This window comes from Herbihabitans rhizosphaerae (assembly GCF_004216555.1).
In the GTDB taxonomy this organism is placed as follows: Bacteria; Actinomycetota; Actinomycetes; order Mycobacteriales; family Pseudonocardiaceae; genus Herbihabitans; species Herbihabitans rhizosphaerae.
This window is the reverse complement of record NZ_SGWQ01000001.1, coordinates 1,074,395-1,096,878: the sequence shown is the minus strand read 5'-3', so window position 1 is coordinate 1,096,878 and position 22,484 is coordinate 1,074,395. Positions and strand designations below refer to the sequence as shown.

At 69.9% G+C, this 22,484-nt stretch carries 21 protein-coding genes and 1 pseudogene; 13 read left to right on the top strand and 9 right to left on the bottom strand.

Annotation, left to right across the window (positions count from 1 at the left end):
* Positions 1–408: DUF222 domain-containing protein (locus EV193_RS05555; RefSeq protein ID WP_130342802.1), on the bottom strand; the 408-nt coding region annotated here is incomplete at its 3' end.
* A gap of 291 nt (positions 409–699) precedes the next feature.
* A complete protein-coding gene (locus EV193_RS05550) occupies positions 700–1,887 on the bottom strand; it encodes a homogentisate 1,2-dioxygenase (protein WP_130342801.1) in 1,188 nt (395 codons plus the stop codon).
* A gap of 80 nt (positions 1,888–1,967) precedes the next feature.
* Between EV193_RS05550 and EV193_RS05545 the strand changes: the two genes are divergently transcribed.
* The 4 genes from EV193_RS05545 to EV193_RS05530 are packed head-to-tail and all read left to right on the top strand — an operon-like array spanning position 1,968 to position 5,436.
* On the top strand, positions 1,968–2,846 hold the full coding sequence (locus tag EV193_RS05545; RefSeq protein WP_165401239.1) for a hypothetical protein: 879 nt from the start codon (positions 1,968–1,970) through the stop codon (positions 2,844–2,846).
* The gene (gene fahA, locus EV193_RS05540) at positions 2,843–4,033 is read left to right on the top strand and encodes a fumarylacetoacetase (RefSeq protein ID WP_130342800.1); all 1,191 of its coding nucleotides are present in this window, start codon (positions 2,843–2,845) and stop codon (positions 4,031–4,033) included. Before EV193_RS05545 ends, fahA begins: the two co-directional genes overlap by 4 nt.
* 13 nt (positions 4,034–4,046) lie before the next feature.
* Positions 4,047–4,730, top strand: coding sequence for an IclR family transcriptional regulator (locus tag EV193_RS05535; protein ID WP_130342799.1), 684 nt, complete (start codon positions 4,047–4,049; stop codon positions 4,728–4,730).
* A 49-nt stretch (positions 4,731–4,779) separates the two neighbouring features.
* Positions 4,780–5,436 carry a hypothetical protein gene (locus EV193_RS05530; RefSeq protein WP_130342798.1) on the top strand — a complete coding sequence of 219 codons (657 nt, stop codon included), beginning with the start codon at positions 4,780–4,782 and terminating at the stop codon, positions 5,434–5,436.
* Here the strand turns inward: EV193_RS05530 and EV193_RS05525 are convergent, their stop codons facing one another.
* The 3 genes from EV193_RS05525 to EV193_RS05515 form a co-directional block, all read right to left on the bottom strand.
* Positions 5,437–6,789, bottom strand: a complete 1,353-nt coding sequence (locus EV193_RS05525; protein WP_130342797.1) for a cytochrome P450 — start codon at positions 6,787–6,789, stop codon at positions 5,437–5,439.
* Between the two features lie 5 nt (positions 6,790–6,794).
* Positions 6,795–7,742 carry an alpha/beta hydrolase gene (locus EV193_RS05520; protein ID WP_207222491.1) on the bottom strand — a complete coding sequence of 316 codons (948 nt, stop codon included), beginning with the start codon at positions 7,740–7,742 and terminating at the stop codon, positions 6,795–6,797.
* 97 nt (positions 7,743–7,839) lie between these two features.
* Positions 7,840–8,478 carry a TMEM165/GDT1 family protein gene (locus EV193_RS05515; RefSeq protein WP_130342796.1) on the bottom strand — a complete coding sequence of 213 codons (639 nt, stop codon included), beginning with the start codon at positions 8,476–8,478 and terminating at the stop codon, positions 7,840–7,842.
* A gap of 314 nt (positions 8,479–8,792) precedes the next feature.
* Between EV193_RS05515 and EV193_RS05510 the strand changes: the two are divergent.
* The 6 genes and pseudogenes from EV193_RS05510 to EV193_RS05485 all read left to right on the top strand — a co-directional run.
* Positions 8,793–9,184 (top strand): annotated as a pseudogene (locus tag EV193_RS05510) (MFS transporter); the annotation flags it as partial.
* A gap of 128 nt (positions 9,185–9,312) precedes the next feature.
* Entirely contained in the window at positions 9,313–10,803 is a 1,491-nt protein-coding gene (locus EV193_RS05505; RefSeq protein WP_130342795.1) for a cytochrome ubiquinol oxidase subunit I, read from the top strand.
* A 15-nt stretch (positions 10,804–10,818) separates the two neighbouring features.
* Positions 10,819–11,826, top strand: coding sequence for a cytochrome d ubiquinol oxidase subunit II (cydB, locus tag EV193_RS05500; protein WP_130342929.1), 1,008 nt, complete (start codon positions 10,819–10,821; stop codon positions 11,824–11,826).
* Positions 11,823–15,254 (top strand): thiol reductant ABC exporter subunit CydD, encoded by a 3,432-nt coding sequence (gene cydD, locus EV193_RS05495; protein ID WP_130342794.1) that lies wholly within the window; start codon positions 11,823–11,825, stop codon positions 15,252–15,254. The genes cydB and cydD overlap by 4 nt, the downstream gene beginning before the upstream one ends.
* A gap of 13 nt (positions 15,255–15,267) precedes the next feature.
* Positions 15,268–16,407 carry a GAF domain-containing sensor histidine kinase gene (locus EV193_RS05490; protein WP_130342793.1) on the top strand — a complete coding sequence of 380 codons (1,140 nt, stop codon included), beginning with the start codon at positions 15,268–15,270 and terminating at the stop codon, positions 16,405–16,407.
* 83 nt (positions 16,408–16,490) lie between these two features.
* Positions 16,491–17,009: a TrmH family RNA methyltransferase gene (locus EV193_RS05485; protein WP_130342792.1), complete on the top strand. Its 519-nt coding sequence runs from the start codon at positions 16,491–16,493 to the stop codon at positions 17,007–17,009.
* 11 nt (positions 17,010–17,020) lie between these two features.
* Here the strand turns inward: EV193_RS05485 and EV193_RS05480 are convergent, their stop codons facing one another.
* Both EV193_RS05480 and EV193_RS05475 read right to left on the bottom strand, forming a co-directional pair.
* Positions 17,021–17,659 carry a response regulator gene (locus EV193_RS05480; RefSeq protein ID WP_130342791.1) on the bottom strand — a complete coding sequence of 213 codons (639 nt, stop codon included), beginning with the start codon at positions 17,657–17,659 and terminating at the stop codon, positions 17,021–17,023.
* A 170-nt stretch (positions 17,660–17,829) separates the two neighbouring features.
* Positions 17,830–18,654, bottom strand: a complete 825-nt coding sequence (locus tag EV193_RS05475) for an oxidoreductase (RefSeq protein WP_130342790.1) — start codon at positions 18,652–18,654, stop codon at positions 17,830–17,832.
* Between the two features lie 95 nt (positions 18,655–18,749).
* Between EV193_RS05475 and EV193_RS05470 the strand changes: the two genes are divergently transcribed.
* Positions 18,750–19,694, top strand: a complete 945-nt coding sequence (locus EV193_RS05470; RefSeq protein ID WP_130342789.1) for a LysR family transcriptional regulator — start codon at positions 18,750–18,752, stop codon at positions 19,692–19,694.
* Between the two features lie 8 nt (positions 19,695–19,702).
* Here the strand turns inward: EV193_RS05470 and coaA are convergent, their stop codons facing one another.
* Complete coding sequence (gene coaA, locus EV193_RS05465) at positions 19,703–20,629, bottom strand: type I pantothenate kinase (protein WP_130342788.1); 927 nt, start codon at positions 20,627–20,629, stop codon at positions 19,703–19,705.
* A gap of 65 nt (positions 20,630–20,694) precedes the next feature.
* Here coaA and EV193_RS05460 point away from each other — a divergent pair, with 65 nt between their 5' ends.
* Entirely contained in the window at positions 20,695–21,177 is a 483-nt protein-coding gene (locus tag EV193_RS05460; RefSeq protein WP_130342787.1) for a GNAT family N-acetyltransferase, read from the top strand.
* Between the two features lie 98 nt (positions 21,178–21,275).
* Here the strand turns inward: EV193_RS05460 and EV193_RS05455 are convergent, their stop codons facing one another.
* Positions 21,276–21,845 carry a hypothetical protein gene (locus EV193_RS05455; protein WP_130342786.1) on the bottom strand — a complete coding sequence of 190 codons (570 nt, stop codon included), beginning with the start codon at positions 21,843–21,845 and terminating at the stop codon, positions 21,276–21,278.
* 115 nt (positions 21,846–21,960) lie between these two features.
* Between EV193_RS05455 and EV193_RS05450 the strand changes: the two genes are divergently transcribed.
* Positions 21,961–22,464 carry an Hsp20/alpha crystallin family protein gene (locus EV193_RS05450; protein ID WP_130342785.1) on the top strand — a complete coding sequence of 168 codons (504 nt, stop codon included), beginning with the start codon at positions 21,961–21,963 and terminating at the stop codon, positions 22,462–22,464.
* Positions 22,465–22,484 lie beyond the last annotated feature (20 nt).

The following is a 22,484-nucleotide window of genomic DNA, read 5'->3' as shown; positions in this document are numbered from 1 at the left end:
GAGTTTCACGGGGTCGAAGCGTTCGGCTTCGTCCACGAGAAGTTGCTCGACGTCGACGTGATGCTCGTCGGGGAGTGTGTCGATCGTGGTGCGCACGACCTGCACGTGGTCGCGGCTGATCGCCCCAGCGGCGAGTGCCTGCGCTGCGACGGGTAGCTGTGCTTCGATGGGTTGTCCGGTGAGTGTGGTCGATCCGAACAACGCGTTGGCGTCCGCGACGCGTCGTCGTGCGTCGGCGGGTGTGATCCGGACGGTGTCGCGCAGGAATGACGATGTGGAGTAGGCGCCCATTTCTTTTGCGATGCCTTGCTGATGGATTTCGTGGACGAGTTGAAGTCGCTCGTATTCGAGTTGTCGAATGTGGGTTTCGCGAGCCCGTAGCTCGTCGATTAGTTGTTGTCCCCTCATACCTCGATTCTACCGAAAAAGGTCGACCACTATGGGGTGAATCAAAAGCAGAAAGGTGTGGCGGCGCGGTACGGGCAAAAGGCAGGCGGAGCCTGCCCGTAGCGCCAGCCTTTTAGGGCCGATCGAGGCTCACAAGTCCAGGGCGAGCGAAGCGAGTCGCGTAGCGACGCCGTAGGCGCCCTTGACTTGTGAGAATCGGCCCGCACAATTCCGCGCCGCCACACCCCAAGAGCCACCCCCACGCCGAAGCACAGCGCGGGACACACCGACGCACAGCGCGGAACTCGCGAACTACACCCAGTCCGGCCCGCGCCGAGCCCACGACCACGTGTACCGCTTGTCCTCACTCCCAAGAGCGGCCTCACCCAGGTGAAGCGGCCGGAACGTGTCCACCATGACGGCCATCTCGTTCGACTCCTGCGCCCCGAGCGACGCCTCAGCCGCCCCCGGAGCCGGCCCATGCGTCACCCCAGAAGGATGCAACGAAAGAGAGCCGATATCGATCCCACTACCCTTCCGAGCCCCATACTCCCCAGCCACATAGAACATCAACTCGTCAGAGTCCACATTCGCGTGGTTGTACGGAATGGGAACAGCCTCCGGGTGATAGTCCAATTTACGAGGACAGAACGAGCAGACCACGAAGTTCGGCCCCTCGAACGTCTGGTGCACCGGCGGCGGCTGGTGAATCCGCCCAGTGATCGGCTCGAAGTCGTGAATATTGAAAACCCACGGATACAGGCACCCGTCCCAGCCCACCACGTCGAACGGATGATGATCGTAAGTCAGCCTGGTCAAACCAGCGCGATGCCGCACGATCACCTCGACGTCACCCTCGTCATCGACCAGCATCGGCTCCCCGGGCCCACGAAGATCCCGCTCGCAGTACGGCGCGTGCTCCAGGAACTGGCCCTTGGTCGACAGGTACCGCTTGGGCGGCGCGATGTGCCCGGTCGCCTCCATCGCGTACAGCCGCAGCTCCTCCGACGTCGGCACCACGCGATACGTGGTGGACGTCGGCAGCACGATGTAGTCACCCTCGCCAACCGCCAGCGAGCCGTAGATCGTCTCGAACGTGCCGCTGCCGGACTGCACGTAGATCAGCTCGTCGCCGACCGCGTTGCGGTACAGCGGGCTGGGCGTGGTGGCGACCGCGAAACTGATCACCACGTCGTTGTTCCCGAACAGCGTCCGCCGACCGGTTACCCCATTCACCTCAGTGGGTGACGTCCATGTGAGGTCCTGGGTCTTGAACGCGCGCGGCTTCAACGGGTGGTTCGGCACCAGCTCGCCGCGAAAGTCCTCCATGACCTCGGAGTTCACGATCGCCGTCGGCAGGTGGCGGTGGTAGAGCAGGGCGGAGTCGGAGGAGAAACCCTCGACGCCCATCAGCTCCTCGGCGTACAGGGCACCCGCCGGTGAGCGGAACTGCGTGTGCCTCTTCCGGGGGATCTCCCCGACGCGGCGGTAGTAGGGCATTGCTCCCTCAGTGCTCCTCACGAGTGTCCGACTATCGGACATCTTTGTTCGGCTGCCGGTATGCTACTAGCGTGTCAGCCGTGTCAAGCGCCGCAGAGCTCACTCCCCCCGATCCAAGGGGCGTCCCACCACTGTTCGCACGGCTAGTCGACGACGCGGCGCTGTTCCCGCCGGGCAACGCCGCGATGCCGGACGCCATCCGCACCCACCTGGCGGAACGCGACGGCCAACACGCCGCGGTACTCGGTGTGTTCCTGTGCACCGCCTCGCGACTGCCCGAGCTGATCACCGAGTTGATCAAGGTTCGGCCGACCGAACCGGTCGAGCTGTCCCTGGTGATCGACACCGGGCTCGGCGGCGTCCCGAAGGCGTTGTCGATCGTGGAGTCGCGCACCGAACTGTTGACCCTGCGCATGGTCGAGATGCCCGCGCCGGCCGACGTGGACGACGTGTGGCTTGAGCGGGTGTCGGAGTTCGTGCCGGAGGACGTCATCCGGGTGGTCGAGCCCCGGCGCGGTGGCGCCGAGTGGCTGGAGGGCATCCGCCGGGTGGTCGAGCACGGCAGCGTGCCCAAGATCCGCTGCGGCGGCGTGAGCCACGAGGCGTTCCCGTCGGTCGACGAGGTCGCCGACTTCCTCGCGGTGATCAGCGGCGGCGGCAGCAACGGCCCCGCGGCGTTCAAGGCGACCGCCGGCCTGCACAACGCCGTGCGGCACACCGACTCCGAGACCGGCTTCACCCACCACGGTTTCCTCAACCTGCTCGTGGCCACCGCCCGCGCGATCTCCGGCCGGGACGTGCGCGAGGCGCTGGGCAACGAGGACGGCAAGGTGCTCGCCGAGGAGGCCGCGGCCATGTCCGACCCGGCCGCCAAGGCGGTGCGTGGCGTGTTCGCCTCCTACGGTTCGTGCTCCCTGCGCGAGCCCGTCGACGACCTGGAAGGGCTCGGTCTGCTGTGAGCTGGATCGACGATCCCGAGTTCGACACGTCCAAACCGTTCGGGCCGCAAACGCTGCCCTACGGAGTGATCACCGCGGCCGGCCGGCAGGAGGTCGCGGTGCGCGTCGGCGATCACGCGCTGCCGCTGGCGCCGCTGGCCGCGTCGCTCGGTGAGCGGTTGGCCGCGCTGGTGTCCGGCGACTCGCTGGACACCCTGCTGGCCGCCGGTCACACGCAATGGACGGAGCTGCGCGCGCGGCTGACCGAGATCGTCACCGCGGACACCGCACCGGACGGCGCCACGCTCGTTCCACTGTCCACTGTGGACACCGTGCTGCCGTTCCGGGTCGGCGACTACGTGGACTTCTACTCCTCGCGCTATCACGCGGAGAACGCCGGCCGGATCTTCCGCCCGGATGGCGAGCCGCTGCTGCCCAACTGGACCCACCTGCCGGTCGGGTACCACGGGCGGTCCGGCACGGTCTTCGTGTCCGGTACCGAGATTCGCCGCCCGCACGGCCAGCGGCGGGGGAGCGACGGCCCCAAGTTCGGCCCGAGCGCGCGGCTGGACATCGAGGCCGAGGTCGGTTTCGTGTGCGGCGGGCCGGTCGCCTCCCGAGTGTCCACTTCGGACGCTGACCAGCACGTGTTCGGTGTGGTGCTGCTCAACGACTGGTCGGCGCGCGACATCCAGGGCTGGGAGGCGCAGCCGCTCGGCCCGTTCCTCGGCAAGTCGTTCGCCACCTCGATCTCCGCGTGGGTGACTCCGTTGGAGGCGTTCGACGCCGCGAGGGTGGACGTTCCCGACCCCGGCCACACCCGGATGGACTACCTGCTGGAGAAGCAGCCGTGCGGCCTGGACCTGCGGCTGGAGGTCCACTGGAACGGCGCGCTGGTGTCCACACCGCCGTTCAAGGAGATGTCGTACTCGTGTGCGCAGCAGCTCGCGCACATGACGGTCAACGGCGCCACCGTCCGCCCCGGCGACCTGTTCGGCTCCGGCACGGTCTCCGGCCCGGAGCGCCAGCAGTGGGGCTCGTTCCTGGAGCTGTCCTGGGGCGGCAAGGAGCCGATCGACGTGGGCGGCACCCAGCGCACGTTCCTGGAGGACGGCGACAGCGTGGTGATCACCGCGACCGCGCCGGGCGCGAACGCTTCGGTCGTCGGGCTCGCCGAGGTGGCCGGCACGATCGCACCGGCCGAGTAGTCGTGACCTGATCATGGCGGCTGCCCTGCCCGCCCGCGGACCCGCCAAAGGGCCGCGCCACCCGGCCGACGGCAAGGAGAGCGCGCTCACCCTGGAGCGGGGCCTCGCGCTGTTGCAGGCGGTCGCCGACTCGGAGTCCGAGGCACCCAGCGTGAGCGATCTGGCGACCGCGATCGGGGCCAGTCGCGCGGCCGTGTACCGGCTGCTCGTGCCGCTGCAGGCGCGCGGGCTGGTGCGCCGCGACGGCTCGCGGGTGCGGCTCGGTGTCGGCCTGCTGAACCTGGCCGCGCGAGTGGCGCCGCAACTGCGCGCCGCCGCCATGCCGGTGCTGCGCTCACTCGCGGAAACCGTTGGGGCGACGGCACATCTGACCGTCGCGGAGGGCGACGAGGCGCAGGCGGTGGCGGTCGTCGAGCCGTCCTGGACCACCTATCACGTCGGTTACCGGCAGGGCACGCGGCACCCGCTGACCAGGGGTGCGGCCGGCAAGGCGATCACCCTGCGGCCGGGCGGCGCGGAGTGGGTGACCACCACCGGCGAGCTGCAGGCGGGCGCGCACGGCATCGCGGTGCCCGTGCGCGGAGTGCCGGGGCTGCGCGCGAGCGTCGGTGTGGTGTCGTTCGAGCCGCTGGACGAGGTCGACGTCGGCCCGCGCGTGGTGAGCGCCGCCGCCGCCGTCGCCACGGCGCTGCGCTGATTCCTCGGGCGGGTAGGGTGCGCCACTCTGTTGATCATGAGGAGGAGATGTGCGCACGAAGATCTGTCTGACCGCTGCCCTCGGCACGGCCGCGTTACTCGCGGGATGTGGCTCCGATTCCGGAGACTCGTCCACGCCGAGTACGCCGAACACACAGTCGAGTTCACCGTCCGCCGGACCGTCCAGCCAGGGCGGACCCGTGCAACCCGGTGCGCTGGCCACGCCGGGCACCAAGCTGAAGTTCGGCCAGAAGGTGACGATCCCGATCGAGGACGACGAGCAGGTCGGCGTGGTCAGCCTGTCGGTCAACTCGATCGAGAAGGGCACCGACGCCGACATGGCCACCGTCCGCGCCGGCATGCCCGCCGCCGACGCCTCCGAGCTGGACGGCCGGACGCTGTACTTCGTGAAGAAGACGATCACCAACGAGAGTGGCACCGAGGTCGCGCGCGCACTGTCCGGAATGGACATCTACAGCGCCGCGTACACCGCCGACGACAAGTCCAGCGACCCGGTGATCCGATTCGACGCGCAGGAATTCGCGCGCTGCAAGGCGAACGAGCCGAAGTCGTTCAAGGACAAGGGAAAGACGATCGAGCACTGCGCGATCGTCTCCGCGCCGGTGTCCACGCCGCTGATCGTGGCCAAGTACACCGACGAGCCGTACGGCTCGCGCGACGGCCAGGCGATCACCTGGGCGCCGTGATCAGCGGGCGCGAACGGTCATCGGAACCTTGCCGCGCGGCCGCAGGGTGATCATCGGATCCGGCCGCGGCCGCACGCCCGGCGCGAGGTCGAGCCGGTACCGCTGGGTGATCACGGCGAGTATGAGCACCGCCTCCAGCATGGCGAACCCGGAGCCGACGCATTGCCGCCGGCCGCCGCCGAACGGCAGGTAGGCGAACTTGTGCCGGCCGCGCGCCGCCTCGGGCAGGAACCGTTCGGGGTCGAAACCTTCCGGATTGGTCCAGTGTTCGGGGTGCCGGTGCACCAGCCACGGCGGCGTGGCCACCATCGATCCGGCCCGGATCCGCACGCCGTCCACCTCGTCGTCGGCGATCGCCTCGCGCTCGAGCGTCCACGCAGGCGGGTACAGCCGCAGTGCCTCGGACACCACGGCATTGGTCCACTCCAGCTTGTCCGCGTCGTCCGCGTCCGGCACCCGCCCGGCGAGCACACTGTCCACTTCGGACTCCAGTCGCCGTCGTGCCTCCGGGTGCGTCGACAGCAGGGAGAACGTCCACACCAGCGTGTTCGCCGTGGTCTCGTGGCCGGCCACCATGAACGTCATCAGCTCGTCGCGCACCTGCTGCTCGCTCATCGCGGTGCCGCTCTCGGCGTCCCGCGCGGCGAGCAGCATGTCGAGCAGATCACCGTCACCGTCACCGTCGCCGGACCCGCGCCGCTTGCGGTCGGCGATCATGCGATCCACGATCGCGTCCAGCCGCGCCTTGGCGGCGTCCGCCTTGCGCCGGTTGGGTGTCCGCCATTCGTGGTAGTTGGGCGTGATCCAGAACAGCGGATTGCTCGTGACCCGAATCATTCGGTCCATCAACAGATCCATCGTGGGCGCGACCCCGGCCGCGTCGCCGGTCAGGTCCGCGCCGAACAGCGCCCGGCCGACCACGTCCAGCGCCAGCGCGCTCATCGTGGTGGCCGCCTCGATCCGCGCGTCGTCGGCCCACGTGTCCACCGCCCTGGTGGCCGCCGAGGCCATGTCACCGCCGAAGGACACCACGTGCCGCCGGGAGAACATCGGCTGCACGAGCCGCCGCTGCCGCGCCCAGTGCTCACCCTCACTGGTGAGCAACCCGTTGCCGACCACCTCGGTCAGCGGGCGGTAGGTGCGCGCCTTGAGGTAGTTGGCCTGATTGCCGACCAGCACGTGTGCCACGTGCTCCGGCCGGGACAGCACGTGGAACTTGGTGCGCGGTGCCACCGGCATCGACACCGTGTCACCGTGCCGCGCCAGCAGTTCCGCGTAGAACGCGAGGGCGTCGCGCCGCGCGTACGGCAGCAGCGCGAGCGCCTCCCGTCCGGTCAGACGCACCCCGCCCATGATCGTCAGGCCAACGGGATGCCGAAGCCGGTGCAGCGCGGCTGGAAGTTCGCCGGGCCGTCGGCCAGCGCGTTCATGGTCATCTGCAGGGTCGGGTCGTCGTTGAACAGGCCGACGTGTCCGGCCTGGTCCAGCGGGCACTTCTCCTGCAGCACGATGTTGTTCACGTTCTGCCCGGTGAGCTTCTGGGTGTGGTACGGCGTCACGACGAAGTCGTTCCTTGTCATGATCACCGTGTACTTCGGTCCACTTGGGACGTTCCCGTCGCCGGCCCAGAGCGCCTTGGTGTAGTCGCTTGCGTAGGTTTGGTCCAGCACGCCGGGGAACTGGGCGAAGTCGGCGAGCCCGACGGCGAAGCCGAGCAGCCCGAGGGTCTCGCCGAGGTTCACGATGCCGTTCACCGTGGTGCCGTTGTAGCTGGGTGCCCAGCCGACGTAATGCGCCACCTTGTCGGCGTTGCCCATCTTCTTGATCCAGTAGATCGGCACGTTGCCGCCCTGCGAGTGGCCGATGATGTCGACCTTCTTCGCGCCGGTCTTGTCGAGCACCTTCTTCACGAACGCGTCGAGCTGCTTGGCCGACTCGGTGGCATGGTCCAGGCCACCGGCCCGTCCGAGTGAAGGGGCGGTCATGCCGTAGTTCGTGGCGAACACGCAGTACCCGTTGTTCTTCAGGCGCGGCGACGCCTTCACGAAGTTCGCGCCGATGTTCGCGAAGGTGCCCGGCAGCAGCACCACCGGGTTCGGTCGCTTCGCCGATGGTTTGCACGACCAATCGTTCGCGCCGGCAACCTTGTCCGGCGTGGCGAGATAGCCGGCGATCGCCTCGGGTAGACCACCCTCGCGGAGCTCCGCCTGTGCCGGTGTGGTCCCGGCCGCGACGAGTGCCGCGGTGACCCCCGCGGCGACGATTACTGCTCGACCACGGCTGACCAGGCCAGATAGACGCGACACGGCTCGCTCCTTTGCGCGACGACACACCCACCGCACGGGCTACTGTGGGGTAAGTTACCCATGAGTTACATCACGGTGTCAATGCGCCGTTCGGCGGTCAGCCGCTGATCGCCTCCCACAGCGCGATGAGCGCGAACGCGGCGAACACGAACCCGCCGACCCGTTGCACCAGGTGCGGCTTGATGCGGTCGCGAATGCGCTGGCCGATCAGCACGGCGATGCCGGCCACGGTCGCCAGCGCCACCCACGCGCCAAGGCCGACCGCGATCGGATTGCCGTACCGCGCGGTCAGGCCGGCCGTGGCGAGTTGCGACGCGTCGCCCCACTCGGCGGCGAACAGCACGCCGAACGAGGTCAGCGCCGCACGCGCGAACGAGACGGTCAAGTGCCGGCCGTTCTCCCCGTCGCCGTCGTCGTCATCGTTGCCGAATCCCTCGCGCAGCAGGAAGAACGCGCCGATCGCGAACAGCAGCGCGACCACGCCGGCCACCGCCCGATCGGGCAGCAGGGTCAGCACGCTGCCGAACAGCACGGCGATCACGCACTGCACGGCGAACGCGGCGACCACGCCGACGAACACGGGCAGCGCGCGGTAGCGCGTGGTCAGCACGAGCGTGGCCACCAGTGTCTTGTCCGGCAGCTCGACCAGGAACACGAGGCCGAACGCGGAGACGAATGCGAGGAGCCAGTTGCCCACTGGAGAGTTCCCTCCGTCGGGCCCGGACGAGAGCAGCATCACTCCGACCGGGCATGATCAATCCCGGCCGGAGGTCTCGTTCGCCCGCGCCACGCGGGTGAGGCACCGGACTCGCGAGCGAGTCAGTATGTCGATGTCCTCGCCAGGCGACCGGCCGAAGCCGAACGCCGTCGGAACTACTCCCCTCTGGCATCAGCGATCTTACGTGTACTTCCCGGTCCTTGGTCGTCGGGTCGACGCCGGCGCCGCGATCGACCGCACCCAAGGGGAACGGGATGCAAGCCAGCCACGGTGACAGACCAAGCTGCACTTTCGACGGAAGGCGACAGTACTGGGAAATGCCGGGAGGCGGATTAGCCGGTGAGCTGGGCGGCGCCGAGCATCTGGCCTCGATGGTCACCGCGTACATGCTCGCCGAGACCGTGGTGACGCCGCTGGTCGGCAAGTTCGGCGACATGTTCGGCCGGCGCGTGGTGTTCCAGGTGTCCGTACTGGTCTTCGGCATCGGCTCGCCGCTGTGCGGGTTTCGCCGACAGCCTCGGCGCGCTGGTGGGCGTTTCGCGGCGTCCAGGGTCTCGGCGCCGGTGGCCTGATGGTGACCTCGGCCGCGCTGATCGCGGACGTGATTCCGTTGCGGGAGCGGGGAAAGTACCAGGGCGCGCTCGGCTCGGTGTTCGGCGTGACGACCATGATCGGGCCGCTGCTCGGCGGCTTGTTCGTGGACCACGCGTCGTGGCGGTGGGCGTCAGTCACCAGGTGAGTGAGTACTTACCCTGTGGTGAGTAAACGCTCACCCACCTCCGGGACGTAGGTCCCGCCAGGTCGGGACGCCAAGACCTGCCGGGACCGGCGCGCGCCGGCAATCGTTGGGGCATGGACGTTCTCGATCTGGCCCGCTGGCAGTTCGGGATCACGACCGTCTACCACTTCCTGATGGTGCCGCTGACCATCGGCCTGTCCGTGCTCGTCGCCGTCATGCAGACCGCGTGGGTGCGCACCGGCCGGCACCGCTACTACGCGATGACCAAGTTCTGGGGCAAGCTGCTCCTGATCAACTTCGCCGCCGGCGTGGTCACCGGCATCGTGCAGGAATTCCAGTTCGGCATGACCTGGAGCGCGTACTCGCGCTTCGTGGGCGACGTGTTCGGCGCGCCGCTGGCCATGGAGGGCCTGGTCGCGTTCTTCGTGGAGTCCACCTTCCTCGGCCTGTGGATCTTCGGCTGGGACCGGCTGCCCAAGAAGGTGCACCTGGCCTGCGCGTGGGCGTTCTCGCTGGCCACGGTCGCCTCCGCGTACTTCATCATCGCGGCGAACTCGTGGATGCAGCATCCGGTGGGTGCCGAGATCGTGGACGGCCGGCCGAGGCTGACCGACATCTGGGCGGTGCTCACCAACAACACGACGCTGGCCGCGTTCCCGCACGCGATTGCCGGCGCGTTCGCCGTGGCGGCGGCGCTGCTGGTCGGTATCGGCGGCTGGCACCTGTGGCGCAAGGGGCGCGACGGTGATCCCGAGGAGCACGACGGGATCTGGCGCACGTCGGTGAAGCTCGGCGCGCTGGTCGGTGCGGTCGCGTTCGCCGGGCTCGCGGTCACCGGCGACATGCAGGGCAAGCTGATGTTCCAGCAGCAGCCGATGAAGATGGCGGCGGCGGAAGCCTTGTGTAACACCGAGGAGCCGGCCGGATTCTCGATCTTCGCCTACGGCGACGTGTCCCGGCCGGACTGCGAGAACGTCAAGTCTTTCACCGTGCCGGCGCTGCTGTCCTTCTTGGCGCACAACGACTTCGACAGCCAGGTCAAGGGCGTCAACGAGCTGGTCGCCGAGTATCGCGCGAAGTACGGCACCAACTACCCGGTCGACGAGCGGCTCGGCGAGCTGTCCGGCAAGCCGATCGACTACGTGCCCATCTTGCCTGTTACGTATTGGGCGTTCCGCCTGATGATCGGACTCGGTGCGATCTCCGCGGGCATCGGAGTGCTGGCGCTGTGGCTCACCAGGCGCGGGCGGGTGCCGCGCACGAAATGGTTCCCGCGAATGGTGCTCGCCGCGATCGCGTTGCCGTTCCTGGCCAACAGTCTCGGCTGGATCTTCACCGAGATGGGGCGCCAGCCGTTCGTCGTGGTGCCGAACCCGACCGGGGTGGACGGCATGTGGATGTTCACCGCGACCGGCGTGTCCAGCCTGTCCGCCGGCGAGGTGCTGACCTCGCTGATCGCGCTCACCACGGTGTACGCAGTGCTCGCGGTGCTGGAGCTGTTCCTGATCACGAAGTACGCGCGCGCCGGTGTGGAAGGCGTGCTGCCGCCCGACGACAAGACCGACAAGACCGAAGAAGGCGACGAGCTCGCCTTCGCGTACTAGGAAGGGGTGTCCACAGTGGACCTGCCGACGATCTGGTTCGTCGTCATCGCCGCGTTCTGGCTGGGCTACCTCTTTCTGGAGGGGTTCGACTTCGGCGTCGGCATGCTGCTGCCGGTGCTCGGACGCGACGACACCGACCGGCGCGTCATGGTCAACACGATCGGCCCGGTGTGGGACGGCAACGAGGTGTGGCTGATCGTCGCGGTCGGCGCCACCTTCGCGGCGTTCCCGCCGTGGTACGCCTCGCTGTCCAGCGCGGTCTACCTGCCGTTGCTGGTCGTACTGCTCGCGCTGATCGGCCGGGGTGTCGCGTTCGAGTGGCGTGGCAAGGTCGACTCGGATCGCTGGCGACGTAACTGGGACCGGGTGATCGTCGCCGGTTCGTGGCTGCCCGCACTCGGGGTCGGGCTGCTGCTGTCGGCCAGCGTCCTGGGGATTCCCCTTGACGCACAAGGGAACCGCGTCGGGTCATGGCTCGAGGTGGTGCGTTGGGACACCGTGCTCGGTGCGATCGCTGTCGCCGGCTTCGCACTGGTGCACGGTGCGGTCTTCGTCGCGTTGAAGACCGAAGGGGAAATCAGGGAGCGGGCCCGCCGGTTGGCGACAGGGGTGTCGCCGGTGGGCCTGCTCCCGCTTTTCGGACTGCTGGCCGTGGTGCAACTGCGGCACGGCTCGGACTGGACCTGGATCGCCGTCGCGGTGGCGCTGCTGGCCGGCGCGGCGGCGGTGGCGCGAATCGCGGTCGGCCGTGAGGGGCAGGCTTTCGCCGCCCTCGCGGTCACCATCACCGCATCGGTGGTCGTGCTGTTCGGATCGCTCTACCCGGACGTGCTTCCGTCCACTGTGGACACCGCGAACTCGTTGACCGTTGCGGAAAGCGCGTCCAGCCCGTACACGCTGGAGATCATGACCTGGCTCGGCGCGTTCGTGGCGCCGGTGGTCCTGCTCTACCAGGGGTGGACGTACTGGGTGTTCCGCAGGCGGATCGGGCGGCGGCATGTGCCGGCCGTCCGGGTGCCATGAACTCCCCGGGCCGGAGCCCAGCCCCCACTGCCCGGACCCGGGGCGGCCCGCTCGGCGCGCTGCCGAGGTTGTCCTCAGCGGCGCGCCGGGCGTTGGTCGTGTGCGCGGTGCTGGCCGCGCTGAACGGGATCGCGCTGGTGGTGCAGGCGTGGGCGCTGGCCTGGCTGCTCGGCGACGCTGTCACCGTCCACAGTGGACCATCGGGAGTGGCGCTCTGGCTGTTGGCCGGCGCCGTGGTCGGGCGGGCCGGGCTCGGCTGGGCGATCCGGGTGGCGGCGGCGCGGGCGGCGGCCGGGGCGAAGGAGGAGTTGCGCGCGCGGGCGCTGGACGGTGCTCTCGCGCGCGGGCCGGAATGGATCGCCGCGCACGGGCCCGGCGAGCTGACCTCCTTGTGCACCAAGGGTTTGGACGCGCTGGACGAGTACTTCGCGGTGTACCTGCCGGCGCTGGTGACCGCCGCCGTGGTGCCGCTCGGCGTCGGGGGAGTGATCCTGCTGGCGGACTGGCCGTCGGCTCTGGTGATCGCGGTGACGGTGCCGCTGATCCCGCTGTTCGCGATCCTGGTCGGCAAGTACACCGAGGATCGGGTGGGTCGCGCGGCGTCGGCGACGCAACGACTGTCCGGCCATCTGCTGGAGATGGTGCGCGCCCTGCCGGTGCTCACCGCGTTCCGGCGCGCCGCGGCACAAGGGGAAGCGGTGCGCCGGACCTCTGACGGACACCGTCGAGCAACCCTGTCCACCCTGCGAATCGCCTTCTCCTCAGCCCTGGTACTCGAGTTGGTGGCCACCCTGTCGGTGGCACTCGTCGCCGTCCTGATCGGAGTGCGCTTGGTGTCGGGCGATCTCGAACTCGCCGTCGGCCTGTTCGTGCTGATCCTCGCCCCCGAGTGCTACCTGCCGCTCCGTGCGGCGGGCGCCGCCCACCACGCCAGCGAAGACGGCCTCGAAGCCGTCCGCCGCGTCCAAGAAATCCGCCAGAACCCAAGCTCCACAAGCGATCCCCGTGAAAACCCCGCCCCCCACCCTGTCCCGGGGGGCGACCCCGAGCCCAGCGTACCGGGCCACGATGATCGACAGGGGGCGTCGCCGGAGGCTGTGGATAACCCGATCGTTGTGGATAACCCGACGGTCGTGGACGTACGGCTGGCCGGGTGCCCGGACGGGGTGGCGCCCAGGACGGTTCGGGTCGAGGGGCTGCGGGTGGACCGGCGCGGCGGTCAGAAACCCGACGGGTTGTCGTTCACGGTGCGGCCTGGCGAGATCACCCGGCTCGACTCGCCGAGCGGATCGGGCAAGTCGACGGCGATCGCGGTCCTGCTGGGCTTCGTCGAGCCGGCGGCCGGAACCGTGCGCGTGGCAGGCGTCGATCTGTCCACTGTGGACATCAGGGTGTGGCGGCGCAATATTGCCTGGGTACCGCAGCGGCCCGCCTTCTCCGCCGCCACGGTCACCGACGAACTGCGGCTCGCGATCGCCGACCAGAGCGGCCCGCCCGCCTCCGACGACGAACTCGGCACGATCGCCCGCGACGTCGGCGCGGAGCACCTGCTGCACCGCACGATCGTCGAGCTGTCCACCGGCGAACGGCAGCGTGTCGCGATCGCCCGCGCGATGCTGCGGATCCGGCACGGCGCGACCGTTCTGCTGCTCGACGAGCCGACCGCGCACCTGGACGACGCCACCGCCGGCAAGGTGATGGCCGCGGTCCGGCGCGCGACCGCCGACGGTGTCGCCGTGCTGCTGGCCACCCACCGGGAGCGCCCGGCCGACGACTCGGCGAGTGACAGTCCACAGTGGACGACACAGCTGTCCACATCGGACGATGTGTCGCCCGGGAAACCGCCGAGGCTCGGCGGGCGGGCGCTGGCCGGTGCCACACTCGCCGCCGCCACCGCGCTCTGCGGGATCGCGCTCACCGCCACCTCCGCCTGGCTGATCGCCAAAGCGTCCGGGCAGCCGCCGATGCTCACCCTCACCGTCGCGGTGGTCGGCGTGCGCGCGTTCGGGCTCGCCCGCGCCGGCCTGCGCTACGTCGAGCGCCTGGTCACGCACGACGCCGCCTTCCGTGACGCGACCGACGGACGGGTGCGGCTGTGGCACGCGCTGGTGCGGCTCGGCCCAGCGCGAACCTCGACGCTGCGCCGGGGCGAGGGCCTGCGCCGGCTCGTGGACGACGTGGACGCGATCCGCGATCTCACCCCCCGCGTGCTCGTGCCACCGGTGGTCGCCGCCGCCGTGTGTGTCGCCGCCGTGATCGTGTCGGCCGCGGTGCTGCCGGAAGCCGGTCTCGTGCTGGCGGGCGCCTGCCTGATCGCCGGCCTCGCCGGCCCGGCTCTGACGGCGGTGACCGAACGGCGGGCCACCGCCGCCGTGGCCACCCTGCGGCGGGACGTGTCGGCCGGCGTGCTCGGACTGCTCGACGCCGCGCCCGATCTGATCGCCACCGGCGCCGACCGGGTGCGCCGCGCCGAACTGACCCGCACCGACGACGAACTGGCCGCCCGCGCCCGCCGCCAGGCGTTCGGCGCCGGCGCGGGGGAGGCGCTGATCACCCTGGTACTCGGTGCGGCCACCTTGATCAGTACCTGGATCGCGGTCGTGAAGGTGACCGGGGGAGTGCTCACCCCGGAGCTGGCCCCGGTCGTCGCGCTGGTGCCGCTGGCCATGATCGAGGTGCTGTCCGTGCTCCCCGCCGCGCGCCGCAACCGGGTGCCGCTGCGAGCCGCGCACGGCCGGGTCGCCGAGCTGCTGCGGCCACCGCCCGCCGAGCGACGCCAGCTCGAGGACAGCCACGACGTGGTGCTCAGTGGCGTGGACGTGTGCTGGCCGGGCGACCGGAAACCGTTGCTGCACAACGTGAATCTGGCCGTGCCGGCCGGCTCGCGGGTGGCCGTCGTCGGCCCGTCCGGTGCCGGCAAGTCCACCCTGCTGGCGTTGCTGCTCGGGTTCCTGGCTCCCGAGCGGGGTGAGGCGCGCGCACCGCACAAGGTCGCCTGGAGCCCGCAGGATCCGCAGCTCGTGTCCACGACCGTCCGGGAGAACCTCCGTCTGGGTGACCCCGAGGCGAGTGACGCGACCATGATCGAGGCGCTGTGCCTCGCGGGTCTTCCGCACTGGTCCGCCCGGCTGGACGTGCGGCTGGACGCGGGCGGCGCCGGCGTGTCGGGCGGTGAGGCGCAACGGCTTGGGCTCGCCCGTGCGTTGCTGGGCGCCAGGAACGCGGACCTCGTGCTGCTGGACGAGCCGACCGCGCACCTGGACGTCCCGACCGCGCGCACCGTGCTGGGCCTGCTCGGGCACGCGCTGGAAGGCAAGACCGTCGTGCACGTGACCCACCGATTGGACGAGGTCACCGGCGCCGATCTGGTACTGCGCGTGACCGACGGACGCGTCATCGAGGTGAGTCCGGTTGCCGCCGCCGGTTAGTCTCGGCAGCGAGATGGAGTCCACAGTCGCGCGTGCCCTCGCCGCGTCGACGGAGATCGCCACTGCGGCGCTGTCCGGCGACGATCCGGAGCACGTGCTCGCGTTGATCGTGCGCCGGGCGGCCGAACTGGCGGAGGCCGACCTCGGGTTGGTGATGGCTCGCGGTCCGGACGGCACCCTCACCGTGGAGGCGGCGCACGGCACACCCCCACCGCCGGCCGATGACCCGGTTGGACTAGTCCTGTCCGCGCGATCCTCGGCAGCGCGGGTCGCCCGCAGCGGCGTACCCGTGGTCGTGGACGACGTGACCTCCGACCCGCGTACCGCGCCCTTCGTGCCGAAGGAGTTGCGCCACTACGGGCCGTTCGCCGCCGCGCCGTTCGGCACCCGCGAGCGCAGGCTCGGTGCGTTGACCGTGTACCGCAAACGCGGCGCCGCGCCGTTCGACCCCGCCATGGTGGAGATGCTGACCGCGTTCGCCGCGCAGGCCGGGCTCGTGCTGCTGCTCGCCGAGGGGGCCACCGCGCGTGAACGGGTGGCGGTCTACCAGGAGCGCGAGCGGATCGCGCGCGACCTGCACGACGTGATCGTGCAGCGCCTGTACGCCGCCGGGATGCGGCTGGACCTGTTGGCGCGCAAGCCATCCCGGCGAATGGCCAAACAGGACGCCGCACGGCTGACCGACGCGGTGGACCAGATCGACGCCACGATCGAGGACATTCGCGTGACGGTGCGCGCGATGCGCAACCCCGACCCGACCGAGGTCACCGAGAGTGGTGATCTCGCCGAGTCGGTGCGCACCGAGGTCGCCACCGCGGGCGAGCTGCTCGGGTTCGCGCCGTCCCTGATGATCAGCGGCGACCTGGACCACGTACCGGTGGCGCTGGCCGACCACGCCCGTGCCGCGCTCCGCGAAGCACTGTCCAATGTGGTCAGACACGCGGGAGCACGCACCGTGTCCGTCCACATCGGACTGTCCGGCACATCGCTGCGGCTGCGCGTGACCGACGACGGTTGCGGCATCCCGCAGGGCGTCAGCAAACGCGGGTTGCGCAACATCGCCGACCGCGCCGAGGAGGTCGGCGGCCGGTGCGAGATCACCTCCAATGCTGTCGAAGGCACCACGGTGACCTGGCAGGTTCCGGTAACCTGAGCGGTGATTCGTCACCGTCGATGGCTTCGGGCGTGCCGCGAAACGCCCCTCCCCATGATCAAGGAGCACACCGTCCCGCCGCGATGAGCGGACCGATGTGGGTGCACACCCGCCGTGAACTGCGCGGCCGTCGCCGTCGCCGCGCCCATTCCTGCTGGGACCATCTGATCCTCGCGCCGCTGTGGCCGAAGTACGGCGTCAACCTCGGCACACTGCTGCGGACCTGCGACGCGGTGGGCGCCTGCCTCGCCGTGCCGCGCAGGCCGTGGACCACCGAGGCGCTGGCCAAGGGCAACACGCTGCGCCGAGAATCGTGCGTGCACTGGGTGAACGACCCGGTCGGGTGGCTGCGCGCGCAGCGGGAGGCCGAATCCGCCGTGCTCGGCGTCGAGCTCGTGGACGGCGCCACTCGGCTCGCCGACCTGCGGCCGGCGCGGCGCCGCACGGTGATCGTTCTCGGACACGAGAGCGACGGGATTCCGGTGGAGGCCACCACATTGGTGGACGAGGCGGTGGAGATCCCGATGATCGGCACCGGGCTGAGCCTCAACGTCGCGGTGGCCGGATCCCTTGTGGCGTACAAGCTTGCCGGGCTGTCATGACTCGCGTGCTGTCAGGATTCTCGTGCTGAGCGCCGCGCCACCCAGGCGACGGCCTGCGTGCGGCGCTCCATGCCGAGCTTGGCGAGCACCGAGGTCACGTAGTTCTTCACGGTCTTCTCCGCGAGGAACAGCTGCTCGGCGATCTGCCGGTTGGTCATGCCCTCGCCCATCAGCTCGAGCACCCGCCGCTCCCGCTCGCTGAGCACGGCCAGCTCGTCGGTCTCCTCGGCGCGCCGCATCCGCTCCAGCACCCGCGCGGTGGTCACCGGATCGAGGAGTGAGCGGCCGGCACCGACCTCGCGCACGGCGTTCACCAGCTCCTGTCCGCGCACCTGTTTGAGCAGGTAGCCGGACGCGCCGGCCAAGATCGCCTCGACCAGGGCACGCTCGTCGTCGAACGCGGTGAGCACCAGGCAGCGCGGCGGGTCGTCCAGCGCGCGCAGCGACCGGCACAGCGAGACGCCGTCGCCGTCGGGCAGCCGCACGTCGACCACCGCGACGTCCGGGCGGGTCGCCTCGGCACGGGCGAGCGCCTCGCCGACCCCGCCGGCCTCGGCCACCACCTCGATGCCGTCCTCCTCGCCGAGCAGGTCCGCCAGACCGCGGCGGACCACCTCGTGATCGTCGACGAGCAGGACCCTGATCGGCACGTACGAAAGAATACGGCCGACAAGCAGATTGACCTCGGCCACGTCATTTGACTTGCGTTCCTGGCAACCGCACCTAAGGGAACGTGACGCGGCCCAGCCACGGTGACGACGCGACCGCGGCTGTCATGAAAGGCACCCAATACTGGGGAATTGCGGGGAGGCGGGACTGTTCAGTCGAACTGTGTTGTCCGAGCGACCTTCTCCCATTCGGTGACCTCGGTGCGCACGGCGTCGAGGTGGCCGAGCACCGCGTCCACGGCGTCGCCGCCCAGCGGCAGCCGCAGCGGCGTGCGCTCGGCGTCCAGGGCGGTGATGATCGCGGCCGCCGCCTTGGCCGGGTCACCGGGTTGCGTACCGTTATTGGACTGGACCATCTGCCGGGTCGCGCCGACGGTGTCCGCGTACTCGGGCAGTTCCGCGCTGAACGAGCCGCCGCCGAACAGGCCCGTGCGGAACGCGCCGGGCTCCACGATCAGCACCGTGATGCCGAGCGGACGCACCTCGTCGGCCAGCCCCTCGGAGAGGCCCTCGAGCGCGAACTTCGTTGCGCTGTAAGCGGAAAAGCCCGCGAACGACATCTGCCCGCCCATGCTGCTGAGCTGCACGATCGCGCCGGACCGCCGTTCGCGCATGTGCGGCAGCACGGCGCGGGTGAGCGCCGCCGGGCCGAACAGGTGCACCTCGAACAGCGACCGCAGTTCGGCGTCGGTGGTCTCCTCGAGTGCACCGACGTGCGTGCGGCCGGCGTTGTTGACCAGCACGTCGATCCGGCCGTGCCGGGCCAGGACGTCGGCGATCACCGCGTCGATCGCGGCCGGGTCGGTGACGTCCAGGCGCACCGGGTCGACCTGGTCGGGGTGCGCGGCGACGAGATCGTCCAGCGCCTCCACCCGCCGCGCGGCGGCCACCACGATGTCGCCCGCCCGCACGGCCGCCTCGGTGATCGCCCGGCCGAAGCCGCTGTTCGCGCCGGTCACGAACCACACCCTGCTCATCTGTCACGTCCTCTCGGTTCACCTCGATCTTTCGATAACCACTGTGCTGTGACACGTGGTTGCACGTCCAAGACCTGCTGTGATAACCGTTGGTTATGGATGTGCACCTGCGCGATCTGCGCTACTTCGTGGCCGTCGCCGAGGACCTGCACTTCACCCACGCCGCCGAGCGGCTGTACGTGTCGCAGCCGTCGCTCAGCAAGCAGGTGCGCAGCCTGGAACGCCACCTCGGCGTGCCGCTGTTCGACCGGGACAACCGCGAGGTGCGGCTGACCGAGGCCGGCGCGGCGCTGCTGCCCGCCGCCCGGCGGGTGCTCGCCGAGTGGGCGGCCGCCCGCGCCGCCGTGGACGAGGTGACCGCGGCCCGGCGCGCCACCCTCGTCGTCGGCATGAGCACCAGCCCGGGGCGTAGCGGCCTGCTCCCGGCGATCCGGTCCCGGTTCACTGCCGAGCACGACGGCGTGCGGATCACCCTGCGGCAGGTCGAGTGGGGCGATCCGACCGCCGGGCTCGCCGACGCGGACACCGATGTCGCGTTCGTCTGGCTGCCGTTGCTCGACGAGCGTCGCTACCGGTGGACCGTCGTCGCCGAGGAACCGAGGCACGTGGCGCTGCCGGCCACGCATCCCTTGGCGCGCAAGGAGATCGTGGACTTCGCCGACCTGCTCGACGAACCGTTCCTGGCGCTGCCCTCGTCGGCCGGGCCGCTGCGCGACTACTGGCTGGCGCTCGACGCGCGGGGCGGCCGCCCGTCGGTGATCGGCGGCGAGATCAGCAGCCCGGACGAGACCTACGAGTCCCTTGTGGACGGTCGGGGCGTGTGCCTGCTCGCGACGGGCAATTCGCCGCTGGTGACCAGGGGCGACGTGATCACCCGCGAGGTGCGCGGCATCTCGCCGGCTCGCCTCGCCGTCGCCGCGCGCGCCGATGATCGCCGCCCACTTGTGCGCGCCTACCTGGACGCGGCCCGGGCCATCGCCACCTCGCGCGGGTTCAGCCCGCTGAACCCCTTAGCAAGGCGAAAGGGTTCAGCGGGCTGAACCCTGTCTCAGAGCTTGCGCAGGCGCAGCCGGGTGGTGCGGTGCGAGGCGTCCTTGCGCAGCACGAGGGTGGCACGCGGGCGAGTGGGCAGGATGTTGCTGATCAGATTCGGCTCGTTGATCTCTCGCCAGAGCCGTCGCGCCTCGTCCTCGGCCTTCGCGTCCGGCAGCGGGGCGTAGTGGTGGAAGTGCGACGCCGGGTCGGCGAACGCGGTCGAGCGCAGCGCCAGGAACCGCTCCACGTACCACTTCGCGATGTCGTCGGTGTGCGCGTCCACATAGATCGAGAAGTCGAACAGGTCCGACACCATCAGCCGGGGGCCCGGCTGCAGCACGTTCAATCCCTCGATAATCAAGATGTCAGGTTGGCGTACTACTTGCTCGGCGTCCGGCACGATGTCGTAGGCCAGGTGCGAGTACACCGGCGCGCGGGCCTCCTCGGCGCCCGACTTCACCTCGGCGACGAACCGCAGCAGCGAACGCCGGTCGTAGCTCTCCGGGAAACCCTTGCGGTGCAACAGGTTTCGCCGTTCCAGCTCGGCGGTGGGGAACAGGAACCCGTCGGTGGTGACCAGGTCGACGTGCGGGTGGTCGGGCCACTTGGCGAGCAGCGCGCGCAGGATCCGCGCGGTGGTGGACTTGCCGACCGCCACACTCCCGGCGATCGCGATCACGAACGGCGCCTTGCGCGAGGTGTCGCCGAGGAAGGTGGAGGTGGCCTGGTGCAGTTGCTGGCGCGCGGCCACCTGAAGGTTGATCAGGCGGGACAGCGGCAGGTACACGTCGGCGACCTCGTCCAGGTCGACCGGGTCGCGCAGGCCGCGCAGCCGGGTCAGCTCCTCGTCGGTCAGTGTGAGTGGGGTCGCCTGGCGCAGTTCCCGCCACTGGTCGCGGCCGAGCTCGACATACGGGGTCAGGTCACGCACTCGGCCCATCAGGACTCCTGCTCGTGCCGTGATTGTTACCGCGACAACCTAGGCGCACATGGCACAGTCGCGCTGTGACCGAGTACACCGTTCGAGCGATCGGCGAGCGTGACAGGCCCGCCGTGCGGCGGTTGCTGGTCCACTCCTGGGGTACCTCGATCGTGGTGGCGCACGGCACGACGTTCCATCCGGGGAACCTGCCAGGGCTGCTCGCCGAACGCCGGGGACAGCTTGCCGGCGCGCTCACCTACGCCGTCGAACCGGACTTTGTCGAGGTCGTGACCATCGACGCGGAACAGCGGCGGGCCGGTATCGGGTCCGCGCTGATCGACGCGGTGATCGGCGTGGCACGGCAACTCGGCCGCAAGCGGGTGGTGCTCACCACGACCAACGACAACCTGGACGCGCTGCGCTTCTATCAGCGGCGTGGTTTTCGTCTCAGCACGCTGCGACCCGGCGCGGTGACGCACGCGCGGCGGATCAAACCGGAGATTCCGGACATCGGCGACTACGGGATTCCGGTCAACGACGAGCTGGACCTGGAGCGCGCCGTCTAGCAATGCCCCTGTGCCGGTGTCCGAAACTTAGCGATCGCTCCGTTCATGTTTCGCGTACTTTAGCCCGCTAAAGTACGCCGGCGGAGCAAAGGTGCAGGTCAGCGTCGGGTCTGGCCGAGCAGCCGCGTGGGGTCGGTGTCCACGGCGATCCAGGTGGCCGCGTCGTCGCGCGCCGGACCCCACGCGACGGCCGCGTGGATCACGCAGGACTCGCCGGCAGCCAGCGGTGGCAGCCGCCAGGTGAGCCCGGGGGTGGTGCGGCCGCAGTCGACGCCGAACTCGCTGTTCCACGGCTCGTGCTCGGGGAAGGCGTCGGCCCAGCTCGCCGGGAGGTCGGTGCCGCAGCGGGCGCGGATCGCCTCTTCGTCGTGGGTGCCGATGGACAGCCGCGTGTCGGCGTTCTCGTAGGTGACCGCGGCCAGCCGCTCACCGGTGTCCGCGCCGCCGCGCACGCCGTCGGGCAATGCGGTGAGCGTCGCGGACAGGCGCAGTTCCGGCGTTCTTGCCGATGCGGTGATCCGCCACACCGCGCCCCAGCACGCGGCGATCGGCTCCAGGTGATCGCCGAGCGCGGGATCCACCTCGGCCACGCGAAGCTCGATGGCGGGGGCCTCGGCGTCCGGCAGGAATGTCACCGCGCCGAACGGCGTCTGTACTCGATGTGCCACTCGGACATCGTGCCCCGGGAACAACCACAGTCGCCCGTCCGTTAGCAGTCACGAAGGCCGAGTGCTAATTCAGCGTCTATCGGCCCAGGTGAGAGCACAGGGAGGGTGTGTAGAAATGGCACTGGCAGTTCGTACGACACGGGATCCGTTCGGTGCGCTGTTCCGCCAGTTGGACGGCGACTTCGACAGCTTGATCCGGCGCTCGTTCCCGGCCGGCACCGGGCAGTTCGTCCCGGCGGTCGACGTGGTGAAGGACGGCACGGACGTCGTGGTGACCGTCGAGGTGCCCGGCGTCGACGTCGAGAAGGACGTCGAGGTCGAGGTGGCCGAGGGCAAGCTGGTGATCAGCGGCAGCCGTGCGGAGCGCGCCAGCTCCGAGGAGCGCGGCGTGCTGGTCCGCGAGTCCCGGTCCGGATCGTTTCGGCGCGAGTTCTCGCTGCCCGAGCACGTGACGGCGGAGTCGGTCGAGGCGACCTACGACCGTGGCCTGCTGCACGTGCGGGTGCGCGACGTGTCCAAGCCGAAGGTGGAGCCGCGCAAGATCCAGGTGCGCGGTCTGACCGCCGGCGAGCGCCCGGCCGTCGAGGGCGGGACGGAGTCCGACAAGTCGGGTGAGTGAGTACTTACCCGGGGGTGAGT